The 22,316-nt window shown below is 67.6% G+C and carries 31 protein-coding genes; 30 read left to right on the top strand and 1 reads right to left on the bottom strand.

Annotated features, from left to right (window positions below; all coding sequences use genetic code 11):
• Both tuf and V7D63_RS01130 read left to right on the top strand, forming a co-directional pair.
• The coding region (tuf, locus tag V7D63_RS01135) for an elongation factor Tu (RefSeq protein ID WP_333590413.1) at window positions 1-909 on the top strand (909 nt) is incomplete at its 5' end.
• A 219-nt stretch (window positions 910-1,128) separates the two neighbouring features.
• On the top strand, window positions 1,129-2,739 hold the full coding sequence (locus V7D63_RS01130; protein WP_333590412.1) for a carboxylesterase/lipase family protein: 1,611 nt from the start codon (window positions 1,129-1,131) through the stop codon (window positions 2,737-2,739).
• Here the strand turns inward: V7D63_RS01130 and V7D63_RS01125 are convergent.
• On the bottom strand, window positions 2,736-3,488 hold the full coding sequence (locus V7D63_RS01125) for an SGNH/GDSL hydrolase family protein (RefSeq protein WP_333590411.1): 753 nt from the start codon (window positions 3,486-3,488) through the stop codon (window positions 2,736-2,738). The two genes, V7D63_RS01130 and V7D63_RS01125, sit on opposite strands and share 4 nt — an antisense overlap.
• Before the next feature lie 155 nt (window positions 3,489-3,643).
• On the opposite strand from V7D63_RS01125, the gene V7D63_RS01120 reads away from it, so the two are divergent.
• The 28 genes from V7D63_RS01120 (at window position 3,644) to V7D63_RS00985 (ending at window position 22,276) form a co-directional block, all read left to right on the top strand.
• Window positions 3,644-4,774: a GNAT family N-acetyltransferase gene (locus tag V7D63_RS01120; protein WP_333590410.1), complete on the top strand. Its 1,131-nt coding sequence runs from the start codon at window positions 3,644-3,646 to the stop codon at window positions 4,772-4,774.
• 17 nt (window positions 4,775-4,791) lie between these two features.
• The gene (locus V7D63_RS01115) at window positions 4,792-5,706 is read left to right on the top strand and encodes a transcriptional regulator (protein WP_333590409.1); all 915 of its coding nucleotides are present in this window, start codon (window positions 4,792-4,794) and stop codon (window positions 5,704-5,706) included.
• 112 nt (window positions 5,707-5,818) lie between these two features.
• The gene (locus tag V7D63_RS01110) at window positions 5,819-6,691 is read left to right on the top strand and encodes a GIN domain-containing protein (RefSeq protein WP_333590408.1); all 873 of its coding nucleotides are present in this window, start codon (window positions 5,819-5,821) and stop codon (window positions 6,689-6,691) included.
• 133 nt (window positions 6,692-6,824) lie between these two features.
• The gene (locus V7D63_RS01105) at window positions 6,825-7,781 is read left to right on the top strand and encodes a hypothetical protein (RefSeq protein WP_333590407.1); all 957 of its coding nucleotides are present in this window, start codon (window positions 6,825-6,827) and stop codon (window positions 7,779-7,781) included.
• A gap of 293 nt (window positions 7,782-8,074) precedes the next feature.
• On the top strand, window positions 8,075-8,380 hold the full coding sequence (gene rpsJ, locus V7D63_RS01100; RefSeq protein WP_003164367.1) for a 30S ribosomal protein S10: 306 nt from the start codon (window positions 8,075-8,077) through the stop codon (window positions 8,378-8,380).
• A gap of 21 nt (window positions 8,381-8,401) precedes the next feature.
• Window positions 8,402-9,160 carry a 50S ribosomal protein L3 gene (rplC, locus tag V7D63_RS01095; protein WP_333590406.1) on the top strand — a complete coding sequence of 253 codons (759 nt, stop codon included), beginning with the start codon at window positions 8,402-8,404 and terminating at the stop codon, window positions 9,158-9,160.
• Window positions 9,160-9,798 (top strand): 50S ribosomal protein L4, encoded by a 639-nt coding sequence (gene rplD / locus V7D63_RS01090; RefSeq protein ID WP_333590405.1) that lies wholly within the window; start codon window positions 9,160-9,162, stop codon window positions 9,796-9,798. The genes rplC and rplD overlap by 1 nt, the downstream gene beginning before the upstream one ends.
• On the top strand, window positions 9,798-10,103 hold the full coding sequence (locus V7D63_RS01085; RefSeq protein WP_333590404.1) for a 50S ribosomal protein L23: 306 nt from the start codon (window positions 9,798-9,800) through the stop codon (window positions 10,101-10,103). The genes rplD and V7D63_RS01085 overlap by 1 nt, the downstream gene beginning before the upstream one ends.
• A gap of 4 nt (window positions 10,104-10,107) precedes the next feature.
• A complete protein-coding gene (gene rplB / locus V7D63_RS01080) occupies window positions 10,108-10,944 on the top strand; it encodes a 50S ribosomal protein L2 (RefSeq protein WP_333590403.1) in 837 nt (278 codons plus the stop codon).
• Window positions 10,945-10,947: 3 nt separating this feature from the next.
• A complete protein-coding gene (gene rpsS / locus V7D63_RS01075; protein WP_056450360.1) occupies window positions 10,948-11,226 on the top strand; it encodes a 30S ribosomal protein S19 in 279 nt (92 codons plus the stop codon).
• A gap of 3 nt (window positions 11,227-11,229) precedes the next feature.
• Window positions 11,230-11,610 (top strand): 50S ribosomal protein L22, encoded by a 381-nt coding sequence (gene rplV, locus V7D63_RS01070; protein ID WP_333590402.1) that lies wholly within the window; start codon window positions 11,230-11,232, stop codon window positions 11,608-11,610.
• 1 nt (window position 11,611) lies between these two features.
• Complete coding sequence (gene rpsC / locus V7D63_RS01065; protein ID WP_333590401.1) at window positions 11,612-12,373, top strand: 30S ribosomal protein S3; 762 nt, start codon at window positions 11,612-11,614, stop codon at window positions 12,371-12,373.
• A gap of 3 nt (window positions 12,374-12,376) precedes the next feature.
• Window positions 12,377-12,814 carry a 50S ribosomal protein L16 gene (gene rplP, locus V7D63_RS01060; RefSeq protein ID WP_333590400.1) on the top strand — a complete coding sequence of 146 codons (438 nt, stop codon included), beginning with the start codon at window positions 12,377-12,379 and terminating at the stop codon, window positions 12,812-12,814.
• The gene (gene rpmC, locus V7D63_RS01055; protein WP_333590399.1) at window positions 12,811-13,011 is read left to right on the top strand and encodes a 50S ribosomal protein L29; all 201 of its coding nucleotides are present in this window, start codon (window positions 12,811-12,813) and stop codon (window positions 13,009-13,011) included. The genes rplP and rpmC overlap by 4 nt, the downstream gene beginning before the upstream one ends.
• Before the next feature lie 12 nt (window positions 13,012-13,023).
• Window positions 13,024-13,266 (top strand): 30S ribosomal protein S17, encoded by a 243-nt coding sequence (gene rpsQ, locus V7D63_RS01050; RefSeq protein ID WP_333590398.1) that lies wholly within the window; start codon window positions 13,024-13,026, stop codon window positions 13,264-13,266.
• An 18-nt stretch (window positions 13,267-13,284) separates the two neighbouring features.
• On the top strand, window positions 13,285-13,653 hold the full coding sequence (gene rplN, locus V7D63_RS01045) for a 50S ribosomal protein L14 (protein WP_021698481.1): 369 nt from the start codon (window positions 13,285-13,287) through the stop codon (window positions 13,651-13,653).
• A gap of 2 nt (window positions 13,654-13,655) precedes the next feature.
• Complete coding sequence (gene rplX, locus V7D63_RS01040; RefSeq protein WP_333590397.1) at window positions 13,656-13,964, top strand: 50S ribosomal protein L24; 309 nt, start codon at window positions 13,656-13,658, stop codon at window positions 13,962-13,964.
• A complete protein-coding gene (gene rplE / locus V7D63_RS01035; RefSeq protein WP_333590396.1) occupies window positions 13,964-14,521 on the top strand; it encodes a 50S ribosomal protein L5 in 558 nt (185 codons plus the stop codon). The genes rplX and rplE overlap by 1 nt, the downstream gene beginning before the upstream one ends.
• Before the next feature lie 19 nt (window positions 14,522-14,540).
• On the top strand, window positions 14,541-14,846 hold the full coding sequence (gene rpsN / locus V7D63_RS01030) for a 30S ribosomal protein S14 (RefSeq protein ID WP_333590395.1): 306 nt from the start codon (window positions 14,541-14,543) through the stop codon (window positions 14,844-14,846).
• Window positions 14,847-14,862: 16 nt separating this feature from the next.
• A complete protein-coding gene (rpsH, locus tag V7D63_RS01025; RefSeq protein WP_333590394.1) occupies window positions 14,863-15,261 on the top strand; it encodes a 30S ribosomal protein S8 in 399 nt (132 codons plus the stop codon).
• A 1-nt stretch (window position 15,262) separates the two neighbouring features.
• Window positions 15,263-15,796 carry a 50S ribosomal protein L6 gene (gene rplF, locus V7D63_RS01020; protein ID WP_333590393.1) on the top strand — a complete coding sequence of 178 codons (534 nt, stop codon included), beginning with the start codon at window positions 15,263-15,265 and terminating at the stop codon, window positions 15,794-15,796.
• Between the two features lie 3 nt (window positions 15,797-15,799).
• Window positions 15,800-16,156 carry a 50S ribosomal protein L18 gene (gene rplR / locus V7D63_RS01015; RefSeq protein ID WP_333590392.1) on the top strand — a complete coding sequence of 119 codons (357 nt, stop codon included), beginning with the start codon at window positions 15,800-15,802 and terminating at the stop codon, window positions 16,154-16,156.
• A 12-nt stretch (window positions 16,157-16,168) separates the two neighbouring features.
• Window positions 16,169-16,771, top strand: coding sequence for a 30S ribosomal protein S5 (gene rpsE, locus V7D63_RS01010; protein ID WP_333590391.1), 603 nt, complete (start codon window positions 16,169-16,171; stop codon window positions 16,769-16,771).
• A gap of 3 nt (window positions 16,772-16,774) precedes the next feature.
• Window positions 16,775-16,969: a 50S ribosomal protein L30 gene (rpmD, locus tag V7D63_RS01005; protein WP_333590390.1), complete on the top strand. Its 195-nt coding sequence runs from the start codon at window positions 16,775-16,777 to the stop codon at window positions 16,967-16,969.
• A gap of 109 nt (window positions 16,970-17,078) precedes the next feature.
• The gene (gene rplO / locus V7D63_RS01000; protein WP_442882102.1) at window positions 17,079-17,669 is read left to right on the top strand and encodes a 50S ribosomal protein L15; all 591 of its coding nucleotides are present in this window, start codon (window positions 17,079-17,081) and stop codon (window positions 17,667-17,669) included.
• 103 nt (window positions 17,670-17,772) lie between these two features.
• Window positions 17,773-19,146, top strand: coding sequence for a preprotein translocase subunit SecY (secY, locus tag V7D63_RS00995; RefSeq protein ID WP_333590389.1), 1,374 nt, complete (start codon window positions 17,773-17,775; stop codon window positions 19,144-19,146).
• Between the two features lie 27 nt (window positions 19,147-19,173).
• Window positions 19,174-19,734 carry an adenylate kinase gene (locus V7D63_RS00990; protein ID WP_333590388.1) on the top strand — a complete coding sequence of 187 codons (561 nt, stop codon included), beginning with the start codon at window positions 19,174-19,176 and terminating at the stop codon, window positions 19,732-19,734.
• Window positions 19,735-19,816: 82 nt separating this feature from the next.
• Window positions 19,817-22,276: a zinc-dependent metalloprotease gene (locus V7D63_RS00985; protein WP_333590387.1), complete on the top strand. Its 2,460-nt coding sequence runs from the start codon at window positions 19,817-19,819 to the stop codon at window positions 22,274-22,276.
• Window positions 22,277-22,316 lie beyond the last annotated feature (40 nt).

Raw genomic sequence — 22,316 nt, 5'->3', positions numbered from 1 at the left:
GGCGCGGCGCAGATGGACGGCGCGATCCTGGTGGTTTCGGCCGCCGACGGCCCGATGCCGCAGACGCGCGAGCACATCCTGCTGGCCCGTCAGGTCGGCGTGCCGGCGCTGGTGGTGTTCATGAACAAGGTGGACCTGGTCGACGACGAGGAGCTGCTGGAGCTGGTGGAGATGGAAGTCCGCGAGCTGCTGTCGAGCTACCAGTTCCCGGGCGACGACATTCCGATCACCAAGGGTTCGGCCAAGGCCGCGACCGACGGCGTGACCCCGGAGATCGGCGAACAGCGCGTGCTGGAGCTGATGCAGACGGTCGACGACTACATCCCGCAGCCGGAGCGTCCGGTGGACCTGCCGTTCCTGATGCCGGTGGAAGACGTGTTCTCGATCTCGGGCCGCGGCACCGTGGTGACGGGCCGCGTCGAGAAGGGCATCGTCAAGGTCGGCGAGGAAGTCGAGATCGTCGGCATCCGTCCGGTTCAGAAGACGACCTGCACGGGCGTCGAAATGTTCCGCAAGCTGCTGGACCAAGGTCAGGCGGGCGACAACGTGGGCGTGCTGCTGCGCGGCACCAAGCGTGAGGACGTGGAGCGCGGCCAGGTGCTGTGCAAGCCGGGTTCGATCACCCCGCACACGAAGTTCCTGGCCGAGGCCTACATCCTGACCAAGGAAGAAGGCGGCCGTCACACGCCGTTCTTCACCAACTACCGTCCGCAGTTCTACTTCCGCACGACCGACGTGACCGGCATCGTGCACCTGAAGGAAGGCGTTGAGATGATCATGCCGGGCGACAACGCGGAACTGACCGTGGAGCTGATCACCCCGATCGCCATGGACCAGGGCCTGCGCTTCGCCATCCGCGAAGGCGGCCGCACCGTCGGCGCCGGCGTCGTGTCCAAGATCATCGAGTAGTTCGGAGCGCTGCGTCGCGCTCTCGCGCGCCGCATGGGATCGCATGCGATCCCCGCGACGAACGCCCGAAGCGCAAGCGAAGGGCTGACCTCGACGGTACAACGACTGAAACGAATGCGAGCGGCCCCGGAGCAATCCGGGGCCGCTTTGCTTTGCGCGAATGGGATACAGTCACGCTTTGCCGCGTTTGACCGGCTCGCCGTCCATCCACGAGGCCCGATGCCGTTCTTCCGACTGCTCGTCCTGCTGATCCTGTCCGTCTCGGCCTCGGCCTGCGCCACCCATCCGGGCAAGGTCAGCCAGGTGCGCTTCGCCGCCGACGCCCGGCCGGTCATGGCGGCGACGCGGACAGGCGTGGTCAGGGGCGTGCAGGGCGATGGAGTGCGGGCGTGGCTGGGCGTGCCGTATGCCGCGCCGCCCGTGGGTGATCTGCGCTGGCGGCCGCCGCGGCCCGTGGCGGCCTGGGAGGGGCCGCGCGATGCGACGCGGATCAGTCGCGACTGCACCCAGGCCATCGGGCGGCGGGCCATCCTGGGCGGCGGCGGCGGGATCGTCGTGGGGTCCGAGGACTGTCTGTATCTGAACGTCTATGCGCCCGCCGAGGCCGTCGGGTCGGCGCCGGTCATGGTCTATATCGCGGGCGGGGCCTTCACCGTCGGGGCGGGGGCCAACTACGATCCCAGCCGTCTGGCGCGCGAAGCGGGGCGGGTGGTCGTCACCTTCAACTATCGCCTCGGCGCCCTGGGTTGGCTGGCGCACCCGGCCCTGGCCCGGGGCGAGGCGTCGCCTGGCGGCGAATATGGGCTGATGGACATGCAGGCGGCGCTGCGCTGGGTGCATGAGAACATCGCCGGTTTCGGCGGCGATCCGAACGACGTCACCCTGTTCGCGGAAAGCGCCGGAGCGTGGAGCGCCTGCTATCTGATGGTCTCGCCCCAGTCCGGGGGGCTTTATCACCGGGTCATCCTGCAAAGCGGCGGCTGCCTGGAGCCGTCGTCTCTGGTCCATGCGGATCAGGCCGCGGCCGACGGCGTGCGTTTCGCCCAGGCGCTGGGCTGTGCGGGAGAGAGCGCCGCCGTCTGTCTGCGCGCCCTGCCGCCTGGCCGTCTGGCGCGCGCGGCCTCGACCCGGTCGGGCCTGAACGGCCACGGCTCGTGGGGACCGGTCCATGGCGGCGTGGTCAGCCCCGAGGCGCCGCCTGTCGCCTTCGCCGCCGGACGCTTCACCCGCGTGCCCGTGATCATCGGCGCGAACGCCGACGAGGGCCGGTTGTTCGCCGGCGAGGTGAAGGATTGGGACCGCTATTCCAAGGAGACGATCTGGATGTACGGCGACGTCGGACCCGCCGTTCTGAACCAGTATCCGGCGGGCGAAGCCGGCCCGGCGCGGACCATCGCCCGGCAATTCACCGACCAGCGCTTCGCTTGTCCGTCAGAGGCCCTGCGTCGCCTGCTGGCGCGGCACGTGCGGGTGTACGGCTATGAGTTCGCCGACGCCGACGCGCCCTTCACCCTGCCGGACTGGGTCAGCGGCCTGGACATGGGGTCCTATCACGCCTCGGAACTGGCCTATGTGTTCGGCACGCGCTGGCTGTTCGCCGATCCGGCCCGGTTCTCGCCGCGACAGCGCGCCCTGTCGGAGCGGATGATGAGCCTGTGGGCCGGTTTCGGCCATGACCCGGCGTTTGATGACCGCTGGCCGCGCATCCACCCCGACGGGACGCCGGTCTTGGTGTTCGATCCGAACGGCGATCGGCTGGACGACGACTATGCCGAGCGACGGCGTTGCCGTTTCTGGTCGAGCACGCCGTTCGGCCCGGTGACGGGCTAGCGCAGGGCGGCGGCCAGCCCGGCGGCCGTGGTCTCGGCCCAGCAGGCGTAGCCCTGGTCGTTCAGATGCAGGTCGTCGGGACCGACGCCGCCGTGATCCAGCCCCGACCAGGCGGCCATGGGACCGAAGCGGCGGGCCACGGCGTAGCCGACGCGTCCGGCCTCCAGATCGATCAGGCGGCTCATCTCGGCCAGGGCCGGGTTGCGGCCGCGGAAGTTCGGATTCTGGGTGGTCTCGGGCAGGCGCTGGGGATCGATCAGGGCCACGTCCACGCCCGCCCGGTCCAGCACGGCCTCGCCGCGCCGGAAGTCGGCGAAGATGTCGTCCATCGGCCGGTCGCGCAGGATGTCGTTGGTGCCCAGTTGCCAGAGCACCAGATCGGGCCGGGCCGCGGCGGTCTCGCGCTCCAGCCGGTCGGCCGTGTCCTTGGCGGTTTCGCCGCCGACGCCCTTGTTGATCACCGTCACTTCGACGCCGGGCAGCCGACGGCGAAGTCCGGCCTCCAGCAGGGGCACGAAGCTGAGTTCGCGACGGCTGGCTCCGGCGCCCTCGATGCTGGACGAGCCGATGGCCAGGACGGTCAGGCGGCCACGCGCCACGGCCGCCCGGCTCTTTTCCAGACCGCCGTTGGCGACCACATGGTCGGCGCTGACCGGACAGGCGGCGGGCGCCTGGGCCTGGGCCTGGGCCAGAGCCGGGGCGGCGGCCGCGACGATGAACAGGCTGATCAGGGCGGCGGCGGTCTTCATCCGTTCGAGTCTCCGGCGGCGATGGGGGAGGGTGGGCCAATGTCGCGGATAGACGGCGCGGCGGCAACGCCCGCGCGGGCGGGCGGCAACACATCAGGTTTCATTCACCATGCCGCTAAACCGCGTTGCAACCGACCGTGGTCTAGAGATGAGGCATGGTGCAGGTCGAACTCATTCGGGCGGATGCCCTGACGGAAGCGGATATCGCGCGTTGGCGCGCCATGGTGGCGGCCGATCCGGCCCTGGCCAGTCCTTATTTCCGGCCGGAGTTCACCCAGGTCGCCGCCGCGATCAGCCCGGAGGCGGCCGTGGCCGTCTTTCATGAAGGGGGCGAGATCGTCGGCTATTTCCCGCACCAGCGACGGGGCGGGGCGGTCCAGCCGCTGGCCGCGCCGATGAACGACTATCACGGCGTCATCGCCTTTCCGGGCCAGGCCCCCGACCTGGGCGAGGTGGCGCGGCTGTTGAACGGGGCGCGGCTGAACGTCGGCTCTTGGGTCGGGCCTGCCGACGGACTGGGCCAGGTTCGCGACACCTGCCAGGTGGTGATGCCCGACGGCTATGACGCCTGGTACGCCGAGCGTCGCCGCGAGTTCGGGAAATACTTCAAGGACAAGGAACGGGCGCGCCGCAGTCTTGAGGCGGATCTGGGTCCCATCCGGGTGGAGCACAAGGTGCGCGATCCGGCCCTGCTGGACCATTTGATCCAGCTCAAGCGCGATCAGTATCGGCGTACGGGCCGTCACGACGTCTTCGCCTGCGGCTGGACCGCCGATCTGCTGCACGGCCTGATGCAGACGCAGGGCCAGGGGGATTTCGGCGCCTCCATGGCCGCGCTGTGGGCCGGAGACAGCCTGTGCGCGATCGAATATTCGCTGCACGCGCGGGGCTGCTACCATTTCTGGTTCCCGGCCTATGTGCCGGAACTGGCGCGCTGTTCGCCGGGCATACTGCTGAGCCTGGACACCATGCGGCGCGGCGCCGAGGACGGCTATGACGAGTTCGACTTCGGCTTCGGCGGCGAGAGCTACAAGAAGTATTTCTGCAACGCCCAGCGTCAGGTCGCCGAGGCGGTGGTGCTGCGGCCCGGCCTGGGCGCGCGGCTGAGCCAATCGGCCGTCGGCGTGCTGAACCTGGCCGGCAACGGGCGCGGCGAGCGGCTACGCACCAGCGTCCGGCGTCGATGGGCCGCCATCGAGGCCTGTGAAGTGACTTCCGCCGACCGGTTGAAGGGCGCCGCCCACGCCGCCCGCACCGCCCTGACCCGCCGTTTCGCCCCCGCGTGAAAGCCTAGACACGGACCATGACCATGACCGATCGTCAGACCCGCTATTCCGGCCCGATCACCCAGGCCGCCGTCCATCCGCACAATCTGATCCAGAAGGGTTGGGGCACGGACGAGCATTTGGCCGAGGTGCTGGACCGCTATCCGGCCGACCTGTTCGACATCAACCTGTATGACTACGACGACGAGGGCCAGGTCAGTTTGCGCACCGGCGCGCGGGGCCGCCTGTCGGGCGAGGACCTGCTGGAGGCGATCAAACAGGGCCGCCTGTGGGTCAATCTGCGCGGGGTCGACGGCGTGCTGCCCGATTTCTGGGCCGACGCGATGGCCGCGTTCGACAAGATCCAGGCGACCTATCCCGGCATGAGAGCCGTGACCAACGCTGGCCAGTTGATCCTGTCGTCGCCGGCGGCGCGCGTGCCCTATCATTTCGATGCGGCGGGGGTGGTGCTGTTCCACCTGCGCGGACGCAAGCGCATTTTCGTCTATCCGGGCGACGAGACGCATCTGCCCGAGCGCAACATGGAGCAGGTGGTCGCCCGTCAGACGACCGAGGAACTGCCCTACACCCTCGCGTTCGAGAATGATGCGACGGTGATCGATCTGGAGCCGGGTCAGGCCCTGACCTGGCCGCTGTACGCGCCGCACCGGGTCGAGAACCTGGACCGGTTCTGCGTCTCGCTGTCGATGGATTTCCAGACCTGGTCGTCGCGGATGAGGAACGGCGCCCTATACACGAACGCCGTGCTGCGCAGCCGGGGCGCCCGCCCGCGTCAGACCGAGACCATGGGGCAGGGTGAACTGGCCGCGCGCTGGGCCGCATCCCTGGCCTTGCGGCGCATGGGCGCCCTGAAGAGCAAGCTGAAGGATTTTGAACGCGATTTTGAGCCGACCGTCGGCGCCGTGGACGGGGCGGGGGCCTTGCCCGCCTGAAGACGCGTACCGATCCGCAGGTTAAATCGAGGTCATGACCTCGTTTTAAAGTGACTCGGCCGTCGGCTCCGCACACCTTCCCGGCCATGCTTGCTGGGAGAGGAAGTCCGACATGAAGAAGCCCGTGATGTTTGCGTCAGCCGCCGCCCTGGCTCTGGCCCTGGCCGCCTTCGCCGCCCCGGCCTCGGCCGAGGTGCGCGTCAAGAACGCCGTCGGCCGCGTGGTCGTGGTGATCGAAGACCGCGCCGACGTGGCCGTGGAGATCGAACAGGGGGCGTCCGGCCTGCCCGCGATCAAGGTCAGCCGTCGGGGCGCCGACGTCATCGTCGACGGCGACCTGGGGCGTCGAGACATTCGGAACTGCCATGCCGGCTCGGCGGAGGCGGCGCGGCCAGGGCAGGACGCCTGGGTCGATGTGCGCGACCACGGTCGGATCGAAATCGCCGCCGCGCCGCTGATCGTCATTCGCTCGCCGCGGGCCGTGAAGGTCGAGACCGAGGGCGCGGTGTTCGGCTCCGTCGGCCGGGGCGCCGGTTCGGTCGAGGTCGGCACGGCCGGGTGCGGCGGCTGGACCGTCGCCAATGTCGATGGGCCGCTCAATATCAATGTCGCGGGTTCGGGCGACGTGCGCGCCGGCGCGTCGCGCAGCCTCGAGGTGTCGGTGGCCGGGTCCGGCGACGTCTCGACGGGCGCGACGGGCGCCGCCGAAATCTCCATCGCCGGGTCCGGCAATGTGAATATCGCCTCCGTGACCGGGAATTTTGAAAGCAGCGTCGCCGGTTCGGGCGACATCCTGGTTCGCGGCGGCCGCGCCGACCGTCTCGAGGTTAACATCATGGGCGGCGGAGACGTGGACTTCCGCGCTCCCGCCGCCTCGGCCGAGATCAACATCATGGGCGGCGGCGATGTGCGCATCGCCTCGGTCAGCGGCACGGTCGAACGCAATGTCATGGGCGGCGGCCGCGTCAGCATCGGCAACCCCTAGAACCCATCCGCCCATGCGGGCCACGAACAGGTCTCGGCGGCGACGTCGGGACCTGTCGCACGTCAGGAACCGTGAGGAGCTGGGAAGACGGGGCGTGCTAGGCTGATCTCGCGGTTCATCGGGAGGGCAGGGGATGCGCGCTTCGGTTCTGGTTTCGGTTTTGACGCTGGCGCTGGCGGCGGGAACGTCGGCCGCGGCCCAGACGACGCCCGAGGGCCTGTCCTGGATGGTTCTGCGCGACATCAATGACGCGGCCTTCGATCGCGACGATCCGACCAATCGGCCGCCCCTGGCCGTCCAGGTCCCGGCCGGCGCCATCCGCGCCGTCGATGTGACCCACGACGGCCGCGCCGACTGGCGAGTCGATTATGAAGCGGTCGGGATCAGCGGCTTTTGCGGCACCGGTGGGTGCCGTCAGATCGTCTATGTCAGCCTGGGCGACGACGGCCTGACCCGCGCCTTCGACGAACAGGCGCATGAGCTGACCTTCTACGAGGCCGACGGCGAAAGCCGCATCGAGGCCTGGGTGCATCATGCCTTCTGTTCCAGCGACGCGAGCCGCGACTGCAAATTCGCCTATGCCTGGGACCCGGAGCTGAAGCGTCTGGTGGAAAGGCCGAACCGGGCGGGAGAGGCGGTCATTCCGGCCGGGGCCTTCACGCCGGTCGACGTCTCGGATGATCCAGGCCCGCCGTCCGATGCGCCCGAAGCCGTGGCCGACATCTGGTTCAAGACCCGAACCACCTGTTCGTCCGTCTATGTCGATGACGGCTTCGAGGTGCGCCGCGCCGCCATTCACGACATTCCCGACGTGGACGGCGACGGCCGCCGCGACTGGGTGGTGGAACGGCCCGCGCCCTGTCAAAACAGTCCTGGCGACATCCTGCCCTATCCCGGGTTCGAGGTCTGGCTGAGCCGTGACGGAGGTCAGGCGGTCCAGGCCTATGTCTCGCCCGCCGAACGCTTCCCCAAGCTGGATGTGTCGCGCAGCCCCGCCGTGGTGGTGACCGAGCCGCAATGCGATCTCGGCGCGGCCTGTCCCGCGACGCGGCTGCGTTGGAATGCGACTGTCGGCCGGTTCGTCGAATAGGTCGGGGCGCGCGCCACGTTTTCGCCGCTTGACGGAAGCGGAATCGGAGGTCATAAGCCCCCACTCTTGTTGGACCGGCTGTGCGGAGTGATCCGCAGACGCGGTTCGCGGGAACGACCTGAGACCCTGTTCTTTGCAGTGACCCAGGACTTCAACGGCCTTCGCGGGCGACCGCGTGGGCCGATCGTTTTTGCGAAACGTGCGTACTCTGAAGGCCTCAGCGCCTGAAGACCTCCGGTCTTTGAAATGGTTCACAGGGACGCAGGTTCGCCTGCTTGGGAAAAACAACCGATATGGATCAGAGCATCCGCATCAGGCTGAAGGCCTTCGATCACCGCGTCCTCGACTTTTCGACGCGCGAGATCGTCAATACCGCCAAGCGCACGGGCGCGACCGTTCGTGGTCCGATCCCGCTGCCCACCCTGATCGAAAAGTTCACCGTGAACCGCTCGCCGCACGTCGATAAGAAGTCGCGCGAGCAGTTTGAAATCCGCACGCACAAGCGCGTGCTCGACATCGTCGACCCCACCCCGCAGACCGTGGACGCGCTCATGAAGCTCGACCTGTCCGCCGGCGTGGACGTCGAGATCAAGATTTAATCGAGAAAGAGGCGGGATCCGATGCGCACGGGCGTGATCGCCAAGAAGCTGGGCATGACCCGCGTGTTCGCCGATGACGGCGCGCACGTTCCGGTCACCGTGCTCCAGCTAGACGGCTGCCAGGTCGTCGGCCAACGCACTCAGGAGCGGGACGGCTACGTCGCCCTGCAACTGGGCGCGGGCACCAAGAAGGCCAAGAACACCAACAAGGCTCAGCGTGAGTCCTTCGCCAAGGCGCAGGTCGAACCCAAGGCCTATGTCACCGAGTTCCGCGTCGATGCGGACGGTCTGCTGGACGTGGGCGCCGAACTGTCGGCCGACCACTTCATCGCCGGCCAGAAGGTCGACATCCAGGGCGAGACCATCGGTAAGGGCTTCGCCGGCGCCATGAAGCGCTGGAACTTCGGCGGTCTGCGTGCGACGCACGGCGTGTCGGTGTCGCACCGCTCGCACGGCTCGACCGGCAACCGTCAGGACCCGGGTCGCACCTTCCCGGGCAAGAAGATGGCCGGCCACCTGGGCCAAGAAGTCGTCACCACCCAGAACCTGACCGTCGTCCGCGTGGACGCCGAGCGCGGCCTGATCCTGATCAAGGGCGCCGTCCCGGGTCACGACGGCAGCTACGTCAAGGTCCGCGACGCCATCAAGAAGGCCCGCCCGGCCGACGCCCCGTTCCCCGGCGGCGTCAAGTCGAACGGCAAGGCCGCGGCTCAACCGGCCGCCGAGACGCCCGCTGAAGAAGCTCCGGCTGTCGAAGCGACCGAAGGCGGTGAAGCGTAATGAAACTCTCGGTCATCAAACTCGACGGCAAGGCCTCGGGCGACGTTGAACTGTCGGACGCCGTCTTCGGCATCACCGACATCCGCGGCGACCTGCTGGCCCGTTACGTCAACTGGCAGTTGGCCAAGCGCCGCGCCGGCACCCACAAGGTTCAAACCCGCAACGAGAACTCTCGTACGGGCAAGAAGATGTACAAGCAGAAGGGCACCGGCGGCGCTCGTCACGGTTCGCGCCGTGCGCCGCAGTTCGTCGGCGGCTCGCGCGCCTTCGGCCCGATCGTCCGCGATCACGGCTTCTCGCTGCCCAAGAAGGTCCGCGCCCTGGCCCTGCGTCACGCCCTGTCGTCCAAGGCCAAGGCCGGTGAACTGGTCGTGGTCGACACCGTCTCGGTGAAGGACGCCAAGACCGCCGCCCTGCGCGACACCTTCGGCAAGCTGGGCTGGACCAAGGCCCTGATCATCGCCGGCCCGGAAGTCGACGTGAACTTCGGCCTGGCCGCTCGCAACATCCCGCACATCGACGTGCTGCCGAACGCCGGCCTGAACGTCTATGACATCCTGCGGGCCGACAAGCTGGTGCTGACCAAGGCCGCCGTCGAGGCGATCGAGGCCCGCTTCGCTAAGAAGGAGGCCGCGTGATGGCCGGCGCGCAACCCACCGCCAAGCATTACGACACCATCCTGGCTCCGGTGATCACCGAGAAGTCCACGATCCTGTCGGAGCAGAACAAGGTCGTCTTCCGCGTCGCCGACACGGCCTCGAAGGACGAGATCGCCGCGGCGGTCGAAAGCCTGTTCAAAGTCAACGTCGTCAAGGTCAACACCCTGGTCCAAAAGGGCAAGACCAAGCGGTTCCGGGGCATCCTGGGTCGCCGCGTCGACATCAAGAAAGCGATCGTGACGCTGGCCCCGGGTCAGTCGATCGACGTCACCACGGGGCTCTGATCCGATGGCTCTGAAGACTTACAATCCGACGTCGCCGGGCCGCCGCGCCCTGGTGCTGGTCGACCGCTCCGAGCTGCACAAGGGCCGCCCGGAGAAGTCGCTCGTCGAAGGCCTGACCAAGTCGGGCGGACGTGGCCAGGGCGGCCGTGTCGCTGTTCGCTTCCGCGGCGGCGGCGCCAAGACCCTGTACCGCAAGATCGACTTCAAGCGTAAGAAGTTCGACGCCATCGGCACGGTCGAGCGTCTGGAATACGACCCGAACCGCACCGCCTTCATCGCCCTGGTGACCTATGCCGACGGCGAGAAGACCTACATCATCGCGCCCCAGCGCCTTAAGGCCGGCGACACCGTCGTGGCCGGTGAAAAGGTCGATGTGAAGCCGGGCAACGCCATGCCGCTGCGCTCGATGCCGGTCGGCACCATCATCCACAATGTGGAGATGAAGCCGGGCAAGGGCGCTCAGTTGGCCCGTTCGGCCGGCGCCTATGCTCAACTGGTCGGCCGCGATCAGGGCTATGCCCAGATCCGCCTCGGCTCGGGCGAGCTGCGCATGGTTCTGGACGGCTGCATGGCCACGGTGGGCGCGGTGTCGAACCCCGACCACATGAACCAGAACCTGGGCAAGGCCGGCCGCAAGCGTCACATGGGCTTCCGCCCGCACGTCCGCGGCGTCGCCATGAACCCGATCGACCACCCGCACGGTGGTGGTGAAGGCCGGACCTCTGGCGGCCGCACCCCGGTCACGCCGTGGGGCAAGGACACCAAGGGCACCCGCACCCGCAAGAACAAGGCGACGGATAAGTTCATCATCCGTACCCGCCACGTGAAGAAGGCTCGCTAAGACATGGCCCGCTCCTCCTGGAAAGGCCCGTTCGTCGACGGGTACCTGCTCAAGAAGGCCGACGCCGCTTCGACGTCGGGCCGCAAGGACGTGATCAAGACCTGGTCGCGCCGCTCCACCATCCTGCCGCAGTTCGTCGGCCTGACCTTCGGGGTCCACAACGGCCAGAAGCACGTGCCGGTGTCGGTCTCCGAAGAAATGGTCGGCATGAAGTTCGGCGAGTTCGCCCCGACCCGGAACTTCCCGGGCCACGCGGCGGACAAGAAGGCCAAGAGGAAGTAACCGATGGCCCAGACCAAGAACGCCCGTCGCGTCGGCGCCACCGAAGCTCGCGCCAAGGTGACCAACGTCCGCATCAGCCCGCAGAAGCTGAACCTGGTGGCCGCCTCGATCCGTGGCCTGCCGGTGCAGAAGGCTCTGAACGAGCTGGAATTCAGCCGCAAGCGCATCGCCATCGACGTGCGCAAGGCGCTGTATTCGGCCGTCTCGAACGCCGAGAACAACCACAACCTCGACATCGACTCCCTGGTCGTGGCCGAGGCCTTCGTGGGCAAGAACCTGGTGATGAAGCGTTTCGCGAGCCGCGCTCGCGGCCGCTCGTCGCGCATCCTGAAACCGTTCAGCGAGATCACCATCGTGGTCCGTGAAGCCGGCGAGGCCGCCTGATATGGGTCAGAAGATCAATCCGATCGGTTTCCGCCTCGGCGTGAACCGCACCTGGGACAGCCGCTGGTACGCCGGCGGCGCCGACTACGCCCGTCTGCTGCATCAAGACCTGAAGCTGCGCACGTGGCTGAAAGAGCGTCTGTCGGGCGCCGGCGTGTCGCGCATCATCATCGAGCGTCCGCACAAGAAGTGCCGCGTGACGATCTACGCCGCCCGTCCGGGCGTCGTGATCGGCAAGAAGGGCGCCGACATCGAGAAGCTGCGCAAGGACATCTCGGCCCGCACCGAAGGCGAGGTTCACCTGAACATCGTCGAGGTCCGCAAGCCGGAAACCGACGCTCAGTTGATCGCCGAGGGCATCGCCCAGCAACTGGAACGCCGCATCGCCTTCCGTCGCGCCATGAAGCGCGCCATGCAGTCGGCCATGCGTCTGGGCGCCAAGGGTGTTCGAATCAACGTTTCGGGCCGCCTGGGCGGCGCTGAAATCGCCCGTATGGAATGGTACCGCGAAGGCCGCGTGCCGCTGCACACCCTGCGCGCCGACATCGACTACGGCTTCTACGAAGCCAAGACGACCTACGGCATCATCGGCATCAAGGTCTGGGTCTTCAAAGGTGAAGTGCTGGAGCACGATCCGATGGCCCAGGACAAGCGTTGGGCCCAAGAAGCCTCGGGTCCTTCGTCCAACGAAGGCCGTGAGCGCGGTGGTCCCCGCGGCGACCGCGGCCCGCGCCGCGACCGCGGCCGTGGTGGTGAGAACTAAGTCATGCTGCAACCGAAGAAGACCAAGTACCGCAAGGCCTTCAAGGGCCGCATCCACGGCTCGGCCAAGGGCGGCTTCTCGCTGAACTTCGGGTCGTACGGCCTGAAGACGCTGGAGCCGGAACGCATCACCGCGCGTCAGATCGAAGCGGCCCGCCGCGCGATCACCCGCCAGATGAAGCGTCAGGGCCGCGTCTGGATCCGCGTGTTCCCCGACCTACCGGTCACCGGCAAGCCGGCCGAAGTCCGCATGGGCAAGGGCAAGGGCGCGGTGGACCACTGGGCCGCTCGCGTGGCTCCGGGCCGCATCATGTTTGAAATCGACGGCGTGCCGGACGACGTGGCCCGCGAGGCGCTGCGCCTGGGCGCCGCCAAGCTGCCGGTTCGCACCAAGGTGGTCACCCGTCTGGACGCCGGCATCATCACGGAGCACGCGGCATGACCAAGATCGCCGACCTGCGGTCCATGACGACCGATCAACTGGGCGACCAGCTTCTGTCCTTGAAAAAGGAACAGTTCAACCTGCGCTTCCAGGCCGCCACCGGCCAGATGGAGAAGACCCATCGCGTTTCGGAAGTGCGCAAGGACATCGCCCGCATCTCGTCGCTGCTGCGCGACAAGCAGCGCGCGTCGGCCTAAGGAGATACGAATATGCCCAAGCGAATTCTGGAAGGCGTGGTCGTGTCCGACAAGGGCGACAAGACCGTCGTCGTCAAGGTCGAGCGCACCCTGCTGCACCCGGTCCTGAAAAAGACCGTGCGTCTGTCCAAGAAGTACCACGCCCACGACGAAGGCAACGCGCTGAAGGTCGGCGACGTGGCCCGCATCGTCGAGTGCGCCCCCAAGTCCAAGCTGAAGCGTTGGGAAGTTCTTTCCACCGCCTCGGCTTCGTAAGAAGAAGGATCGGATCCCATGATCCAGATGCAAACTAACCTGGAGGTGGCCGACAATTCGGGCGCTCGCCGGGTCATGTGCATCAAGGTGTTGGGCGGCTCCAAGCGCCGCTACGCCTCGGTGGGCGACACTATCGTCGCCTCGGTGAAGGAAGCCATTCCGCGCGGCCGCGTGAAGAAGGGCGACGTCGTGCGCGCCATCGTCGTGCGCACCGCCAAGGACATCCAGCGCAAGGACGGCTCGGTCATTCGTTTCGACAAGTCGGCCGCCGTCATCGTCAACAAGCAGAACGAGCCGGTCGGCACGCGCATCTTCGGCCCGGTTCCGCGTGAACTGCGCGCCAAGAACCACATGAAGATCATCTCGCTGGCCCCGGAGGTCCTGTAACCATGGCCGCCAAGATCAAGAAGGGCGACAAGGTCGTCCTGCTGACCGGCAAGGACAAGGGCCGCACCGGCAATGTCCTGAAGGTCCTCCCCGCCGAGAACCGCGTCCTGGTCGAGGGCCTGAACATGGTCCAGCGCCACACGCGTCCGACCCAGGCCGACCCCCAGGGCGGCATCAAGAACAAGGAAGCGTCGATCCACCTGTCGAACGTCGCGATCGCTGACGCCAACGGCAAGGCGACCCGCGTCGGCTTCCGCCAGGACGGCGACAAGAAGGTGCGCTTCGCCAAGACGACGGGAGACGTCATCTGATGGCTACCGAGAAATACACCCCCCGGCTGAAGTCCGAGTATCAGGCCCGCATCCGCGGCGTGATGAAGGAAAAGTTCGGCTACACCAACGAGATGCAGGTGCCCAAGCTGGACAAGATCGTCCTGAACATGGGCGTGGGCGAGGCCGTGGCCGACTCCAAGAAGGCGACCGCCGCCCTCAAGGATCTGACCGCCATCGCCGGCCAGAAGGCCGTGCCGACCAAGGCCCGCAACTCGATCGCCGGCTTCAAGCTGCGTGAAGGCATGATCATCGGCGGCAAGGTCACGCTGCGCGGCGATCAGATGTACGAGTTCCTGGACCGGTTCATCACCATCGCTCTGCCGCGGGTGAAGGACTTCCGGGGCCTGAAGGGCACGTCGTTCGACGGTCGCGGCAACTACGCCACCGGTCTGAAGGAGCACATCGTGTTCCCGGAGATCAACTACGACCAGATCGACCAGATGTGGGGCATGGACATCGTCGTCTGCACCACGGCCAAGACCGACGAGGAGGCCAAGGCCCTTCTCGCCGAGTTCAAGTTCCCGTTCGTGAACTGAGCGGGAAGGAAAGAGCACTATGGCTAAGAAGTCCGCCGTCAACCGCAACAACCGGGTCAAGGCCCTGGTCGCCAAGTTCGCCGACAAGCGCGCCGCGCTGAAGGCGATCGCCAACGACGAGAGCCTGCCGCTGGAGGAGCGCTTCGATGCGCGCCTGAAGCTGGCCGCCCTGCCGCGCAACTCGGCCCCGACGCGCATCCGCAACCGCTGCGACGTCACCGGCCGCCCGCGCGCCTACTATCGCAAGCTCAAGATGAGCCGGATCGCCCTGCGCGAACTGGGCAACCTGGGCCAGATCCCCGGCCTGACGAAGTCGAGCTGGTAAGGGGAGGCATACAGTCATGATGATCAACGATCCCCTCAGCGACATGATCGCGCGCATCAAGAACGCGGCCCAGCGCCGTCGTTCCACGGTGCTGACCCCGGCCTCGCGTCTGCGCCAGCGCGTCCTCGACGTGCTGCAGGACGAAGGTTACATCCGCGGCTACAGCCTGGTTCAAAACCCAGGCGAATTCCCGCAGTTCCAGATCGAGCTGAAGTATTTCGACGGCCGTCCGGTGATCGCCGAGATCAGCCGCGTGTCGAAGCCCGGCCGTCGCGTCTATTCGGCCATCAGCGACCTGAAGCCGATCAAGAACGGCCTCGGCATCTCGATCCTTTCGACTTCGAAAGGCGTCATGTCCGACGCCGCCGCCCGCGACGCCAATGTCGGCGGCGAAGTCCTGTGCAGGGTCTACTGATATGTCCCGTATTGGCAAGAAAACCATCGCCGTGCCGAAGGGCGTGACTGTCACGCTCGACGGCCAGACCGTCACCGTCAAGGGTCCCAAGGGCGAGCGCTCGTGGACCGTGGCCGAAGAGATCGAGGTCAAGCAGGAAGGCGAAGAGCTGTCCCTGACCCCGCGTTCGGACACGCCGCGCGCCCGCGCCATGTGGGGCCTGTCGCGCACCCTGGTCGACAACATGGTGACCGGCGTCACCACCGGCTTCGAGAAGACCCTCGAACTGGTGGGCGTGGGTTACCGCGCCGCGATGAAGGGCAACGCCCTGTCGCTGCAGCTCGGCTTCTCGCACGACGTCGACATCCAGCCCCCGGCCGGCGTGTCGTTCGCCACGCCCAAGCAGACCGAGATCAAGATCTCGGGCGCTGATAAGCAGGCCGTCGGTCAGATCGCCGCCGTCATCCGCAAGCTGCGTCCGCCGGAGCCTTACAAGGGCAAGGGCGTCCGCTACGCCGGTGAAACCGTGCGTCGCAAGGAAGGCAAGAAGAAGTAAGTCATGGCTCTCTCTCTTCAACAGCAAGCCAAGCGCCGCGCCGAGCGCACTCGCCGTCGCCTGAAGGCCGTCGCCAACGGCCGTCTGCGTCTGTCGGTCAACCGGTCGGACAAGAACATCTCGGCCCAGATCATCGACGACGCCCAGGGCGTCACGATCGCTTCGGCCTCGTCGCTGGAAGGCGGCAAAGGCTCCAAGGGTTCGGACGTCGCGGCCGCCGCCAAGATCGGCAAGCTGATCGCCGAACGCGCCATCGAGAAGGGCGTCAAGGACGTCGTCTTCGACCGCGGCGGCTACATCTATCACGGACGGGTGAAGGCGCTGGCGGAAGCCGCGCGTGAAGCCGGCCTGAACTTCTAAGGGACGCGACAGATGGCGCAACAACCCCAACGCGGCGGCGGCGATCGCAATCGCCGTGACAACCGCAACGCTCCCGCCGTCGAAGGTCCGGATTCGGACATCGTCGAAAAGCTGGTGCACATCAACCGCGTCGCCGCGACCGTCAAAGGCGGCCGCCGGTTCTCGTTCGCGGCCCTGATGGTCGTCGGCGACGGCAAGGGCCGCGTCGGCTTCGGTCACGGCAAGGCGCGCGAAGTGCCGGAAGCCATCCGCAAGGCGACCGAAGAAGCCAAGAAGACCATGATCAAGGTTCCGCTGCGCGAGAACCGCACCCTGCACCACGACGGCAACGGCCGTTGGGGCGCCGGCAAGATCATGATGCGTGCGGCCCCTCCGGGCACCGGCGTCATCGCCGGCGGCCCGATGCGCGCCGTGCTGGAAACCCTGGGCGTCCAGGACGTGGTGGGCAAGTCGACCGGTTCGTCGAACCCCTACAACATGGTGCGCGCCACCTTCGAAGCTCTGAAGGTCCAGTCGTCGCCGCGTCAGATCGCCTCCAAGCGCGGCAAGAAGGTCTCGGACCTGATGGGCCGCCGCAACGACGGCGCTTCGTCGCCCGAAGCCATCGAGGGCTAAGACATGGCCAAGAAAGACACCGCCACCGTCACCGTGCGCCAGACCGGCAGCCCGATCCGCCGCAAGTCGGATCAGCGCGCCACCCTGGCGGGCCTGGGCCTGAATCGCGTAGGTCGTGAATCGACCCTGGAGGACACCCCCTCCGTCCGCGGCATGATCGCCAAGGTCGCCCACATGGTCGAAGTGGTCGAGAAGTAAGACCCTCGACCTTGCGAATATCCGAAGGGCCGCCTAGAAGCGGCCCTTCATTTTTTCCAGCCGAGTCCGTCGTCCACGACGGGCGCTAGCACCCGAAAGGATCAGGCACATGAAACTGAACGAAATCCGCGACAACGAAGGCGCCCACAAGAAGCGCATGCGCGTCGGCCGGGGTCCCGGCTCGGGCAAGGGCAAGACCTCGGGCCGCGGCGTCAAGGGCCAGAAGTCCCGTTCGGGCGTCGCCATCGGCGGTTTTGAAGGCGGCCAGATGCCGCTGTACATGCGCATGCCCAAGCGCGGCTTCAACAATCCGAACGCGCTGAAGCTGGCGGAAGTGAACCTGTGGCGTCTGCAAGACGCCATCGACGCCAAGAAGCTGGACATCAAGGGCGAGATCAACGGCGAGGCCCTGGTGGCCGCCGGCGTGATCCGTCGCGTCAAGGACGGCGTGCGTCTGCTGGGCACCGGCGAGATCAAGGGCAAGCTGAACCTGGTCGTCTGGTCGGCGTCGGCCGGCGCCGTGAAGGCCGTCGAGGCGGCCGGCGGTTCGGTGACGCAGCAGCGCATCGAGGCCGAGGCCAAGGCCGCCGCCCGCGTCGAGAAGCGCAACGCCGCCAAGGGCAAGGTCCCGGCGCCGAAGGCTCCCAAGGGCGACGCCAACAAGGTCTCCGCCCGCGCCAAGCGCTCGGCCGCGAAATAAGATCGAAGGGCGCCCTCGCCACGGGGGCGCCCTTCGCCTATCTGAACGCCTGGGCCGGACTCGCGTCCCTTGGGCCGCGTTCTGACAGTCGGGGTTAAGACACATGGCTTCGGCCGCCGAACAACTCGCTGCAAATATGAATATCGGCTCGTTCGCCAAGGCGACCGAGCTGCACAAGCGCCTGCTGTTCACGCTGGGCGCCCTGCTGGTCTACCGGATCGGCACCTATGTCCCGATCCCGGGCATCAATTCCGCGGCGTTCCTGCAGTTCTTCCAGAACCCGGACGGCCAGCGCGGCATCCTGGACATGTTCAACATGTTCTCGGGCGGCGCGGTCGAGCGGATGGCCGTCTTCGCGCTGAACGTGATGCCGTACATCTCGGCCTCGATCATCGTGCAGCTCATGGCCGCCGTGTATCCGCCGTGGGAAAAACTGCGCAAGGAAGGCGGCGAAAGCGGCCGCAAGCAGCTCAACCAATACACCCGTTATCTGACGGTGTTCCTGGCCCTGGCCCAGTCCCTCGGCATCGCCGTGGGCCTGAACAACAGCCAGGGCATGGTCGACAATCCGGGCGTCTTCTTCCTGATCTCGACCGTGGTCACCCTGACGGGCGGCACCATGTTCCTGATGTGGCTGGGCGAGCAGGTGACGGCGCGCGGCGTCGGCAACGGCATTTCGCTGATCATCTTCGCGGGCATCGTGGCGGTTCTGCCGGGTACGGTGGCGCGCCTGCTGGGCCTGGCCCAACAAGGCCAGATGTCGGCCTTCGCCCTGTTGTTCATCGTGGCCATGATGGCCGCCGTGGTCGTGTTCATCGTCTTCATGGAGCGCGCCCAGCGTCGGCTGCTGATCCAGTATCCGAAGCGCCAGGAAGGCAATCGCATGGCGGGCGGGGAGCGTTCGTTCCTGCCGTTGAAGGTGAACACCGCGGGCGTCATTCCGCCGATCTTCGCCTCGTCGCTGCTGCTGCTGCCGACCACGGTCGCCCAGATGACGGCTAACGCCAACCTGCCGGATTGGATGAGCTGGCTGCCGGTCGTGACCGGCCAGCTTCAGCACGGCCAGCCGCTGTTCACGGCCCTGTACGCCGTGCTGATCGTCTTCTTCTGCTTCTTCTACACCTCGATCACCTTCAATCCCGAGGACACGGCCGAGAACCTGCGCAAATACGGGGGCTTCCTGCCGGGCATCCGTCCGGGCAAGCGCACGGCGGAATATCTGGACTATGTCCTGACCCGTCTGACGGTGATCGGCGCGGCCTATATCACCGCCGTCTGCCTGCTGCCCGAGATCATCGTCGCCAACTTCGGCAACAGCCTGTATTTCGGCGGCACCTCGATCCTGATCGTGGTCTCGGTGACCATGGACACCGTGGCTCAGATCCAGTCCCACCTGCTGGCGCACCAGTATGAGGGCCTGATCAAGAAGGCGAAGCTGCGCGGCCGCGGCCGGGCCGTCACGCCGGTTCGTCGCTGATCAACGTCGTTTAGGGGAGGGCGGGGCGTGAACCTGATCCTGTTCGGACCACCGGCGGCGGGCAAGGGCACCCAGGCCAAGCGCCTGGTCGAGCAGCGCGGCATGGTCCAGTTGTCGACCGGCGACATGCTGCGCGCCGCCATCGCCTCCGGCTCGGAGCTGGGGCTGAAGGTCAAGGACGTCTTGGCGCGCGGCGATCTGGTCACCGACGAGATCGTCATCGCCCTGATCGAGGCCCGCCTGACCGAGGCCGAGGCTGCCGGCGGCGCCATCTTCGACGGTTTCCCGCGCACCGTGGCCCAGGCCGAGGCGCTGGACGCCATGCTGGCGCGGCGCGGCGCCCAGATCGACGCCGTCGTCCGGCTGAAGGTCGATGACGCGGCCCTGACCGAGCGCATCGGCAAACGGTTCGCCGAACAGGGCCGCCCCGACGACAATCCCGCCTCGTTCAAGGTCCGCCTGGACGCCTACAATCGTCAGACCGCGCCGCTGCTTCCCTATTACGAAGCCCAGGGCAAGCTGACCGAGGTCGATGGCATGGGTTCGATCGAGACCGTGGCCGCGGCCATCGACGCCGCTCTGGCCTGACGGCCAGGCCGGCTTTCGGGCCGGGTTGACGCCTATCCCGCCATCCGCCCTTATCCCCGCTCGCGCGTGAGGGGGATTTGCGATGCGTCTGATGACCACGGCGGCGACGGCCGCCCTGATTCTGGCTCTCGGCGGATGCGCCTCGATGGCGGCCGCGAGCGGCGCCGCCGATCCGACATCCGCGCCCGCCGCGAACGCGCCCCAACGCCTGGATGGCCTGTTGCCGATCCGTGTCGATACGGCGAGCGGCCGGGTGCTGATGGAGCTGCCCGCGCCGGGCGCCGACGGGGTCATGGCCCGCGTCATCCACCATACGGCCCTGAAGACCGGCGTCGGTTCGGCCGTCACGGGACAGGACCGCGCCCAGATCGGCCCGACCCAGATTCTGGTCTTCCGCAAGGTCGGCAAGAGAGTCGTGGCCGAATTCGAGAATGTGTCATATCGCGCGCCCGCCGGCGGGCCGGACGAACAGGCCGCCGCGCGCGACGCCTTCCTGACCTCCACCGTCTGGGCCGCCGAACCGGTCGAGACCCTGCCGGGCGGCGGCGCGGTCGTGGATCTGGCGGGCTTTCTGACCCGTGACGCCCACGGCCTGGTCGAGGGACTGCGCGGTTCGGGGCAGGGGTCGCTGCGTCCCGTCGCCGATCTGACGATGGTGGACCCCTCGGCCGCGCGCGCCTTCCCCGACAATGTCGAGCTGGAGGCCCGGCTGACCTTCGCCGTCGATCAGCCGGGCGGCGAGGTCAGCCGCATCGCGCCGGACGCCCGCCTGATCACCTTCACCGTGCGCCATTCCTTCATCCGCCTGCCGGATGACGGCTATCAGGCGCGCCGGTTCGACCCGCGCACCGGGGCGATGAACTCGCTGTTCTATGATTTCTCGGCGCCGCTGGACGAACCCGTGGTGCAGCGGCTGGCCCACCGTTTCCGGCTGGAGAAGACCGATCCGACGGCCGCCCGCTCGACCGTGGTCAAGCCCATCGTCTTCTACGTTGACCGCGCCGCGCCCGAGCCGATCCGCGGCGCCCTGGTCGATGGCGCGCGCTGGTGGGCCGAGGCCTTTGACCGGGCGGGCTATGTCGACGCCTTCCACGTCGAGGTCCTGCCCGAGGGGGTCGATCCGCTGGACGCCCGCTACAACGTCATCAACTGGGTCAATCGCTCGACCCGCAGTTGGTCCTACGGCCAGAGCGTGGTCGACCCGCGCACCGGCGAGATCGTCAAGGGTTCGGTCCTGTTGGGTTCGCTGCGCGTGCGCCAGGACATGTTGATCTTCGAGGGGCTGACCGGCGCGGCGCGCACCGGCACGGGCGCCCAGGACGATCCGCAACGCATCGCCCTGGCCCGGATGCGTCAATTGTCGGCGCACGAGGTGGGCCACGCCATCGGCCTGCTGCACAATTTCGCCGCCTCGACCCAGGATCGGGCCTCGGTGATGGACTATCCGGTGCCGCTGATCACGCTGGACGGCGACCGCATGGACTTCTCGCACGCCTATGGCGTCGGCGTGGGCGATTGGGACCGGTTCGCCATCGACTGGCTGTACGGCGATGCGCCGCCCGCCGAGCGGGAGCGCCGAACCGCCGAGGGCGCGGCGCGGCTGCGCTTCGTTTCGGACGCCGACGCCCGCTCGGCCGCCGACGCCCAGCCCTGGGGCAGTCTGTGGGACAATGGCGCCGATCCGGTCGCGGAGTTGAGCCATCTGATGCGGGTGCGCCGCATCGCCCTGAACCGTTTCGGCCTGGACAGCCTGTCGCCCGGCCTGCCGGTCAACGACCTGCGGCGGCGGCTGGTCCCGATCTGGCTGTATCACCGCTATCAGGTGGATGCGGTCGCCAAGCTGATCGGCGGCGTCGATTATGGCTATCCGGTCGCCGGGACGGGACGTCAGATCGCCACGCCCGTGCCCGCCGCGGACCAGCGTGCGGCGCTGGCCGGTCTGATCGCCACGCTGGACCCGGCGGAGCTGACCCTGGCGCCGTCGCTGATCACCCTGCTGGACGCCCAGCAGTCGGGCGACAATGACGCCCAGCATTCGATCGAGCTGATGCAGGCCCGCACCGGTCGTCCGTTCGATGCGGGCGCAGCGGCCGAGGTGGCCGCCGACGTGACCCTGGACGCCCTGTTCGCGCCGCAACGGCTGAACCGCCTGGTCGACGCCGCCGCGCGTGGTTCGGGCAATCTGAGCCTGGCCGAGATGCTGGACGCGGTCGTCAGCGGCGTCTTCCGACCCGCGCCGCCCGCCGCCGCCGAGGCCGCGCGCCGGGTTCAGGCCCGCACCGTGCTGTCGCTGGCCGAGGTTGCGCGCGGCACGGTTCTGTCGCCGACCGCCGCCGCCCTGGTCTCGGCCCGGCTGGAGACCCTGGGCGCCCGTTTACGCGCCTCGACGGCGGCCGATCCGGCTCAGCGGGCGCATGATCGCTGGCTGGGTGCCCTATTGGCCGACCGCGAGCGGCTGGACCAGGTGCTGTCGGTCGAGCGGTTCGACCCGCCGACGCCCCCCGGCAGCCCGATCGGCGCCGAGGCGGATTGGCACGGCTGAGCCGTTCGGCCGTTCAGGCGTTATGCTGGTGCGTATGACG

Origin of the sequence: Brevundimonas sp., assembly GCF_036732845.1 — a bacterium.
Taxonomy (GTDB): Bacteria; Pseudomonadota; Alphaproteobacteria; order Caulobacterales; family Caulobacteraceae; genus Brevundimonas.
Note: the sequence above shows the minus strand (reverse complement) of the source record. Positions and strands in the feature narration are given on the sequence as shown.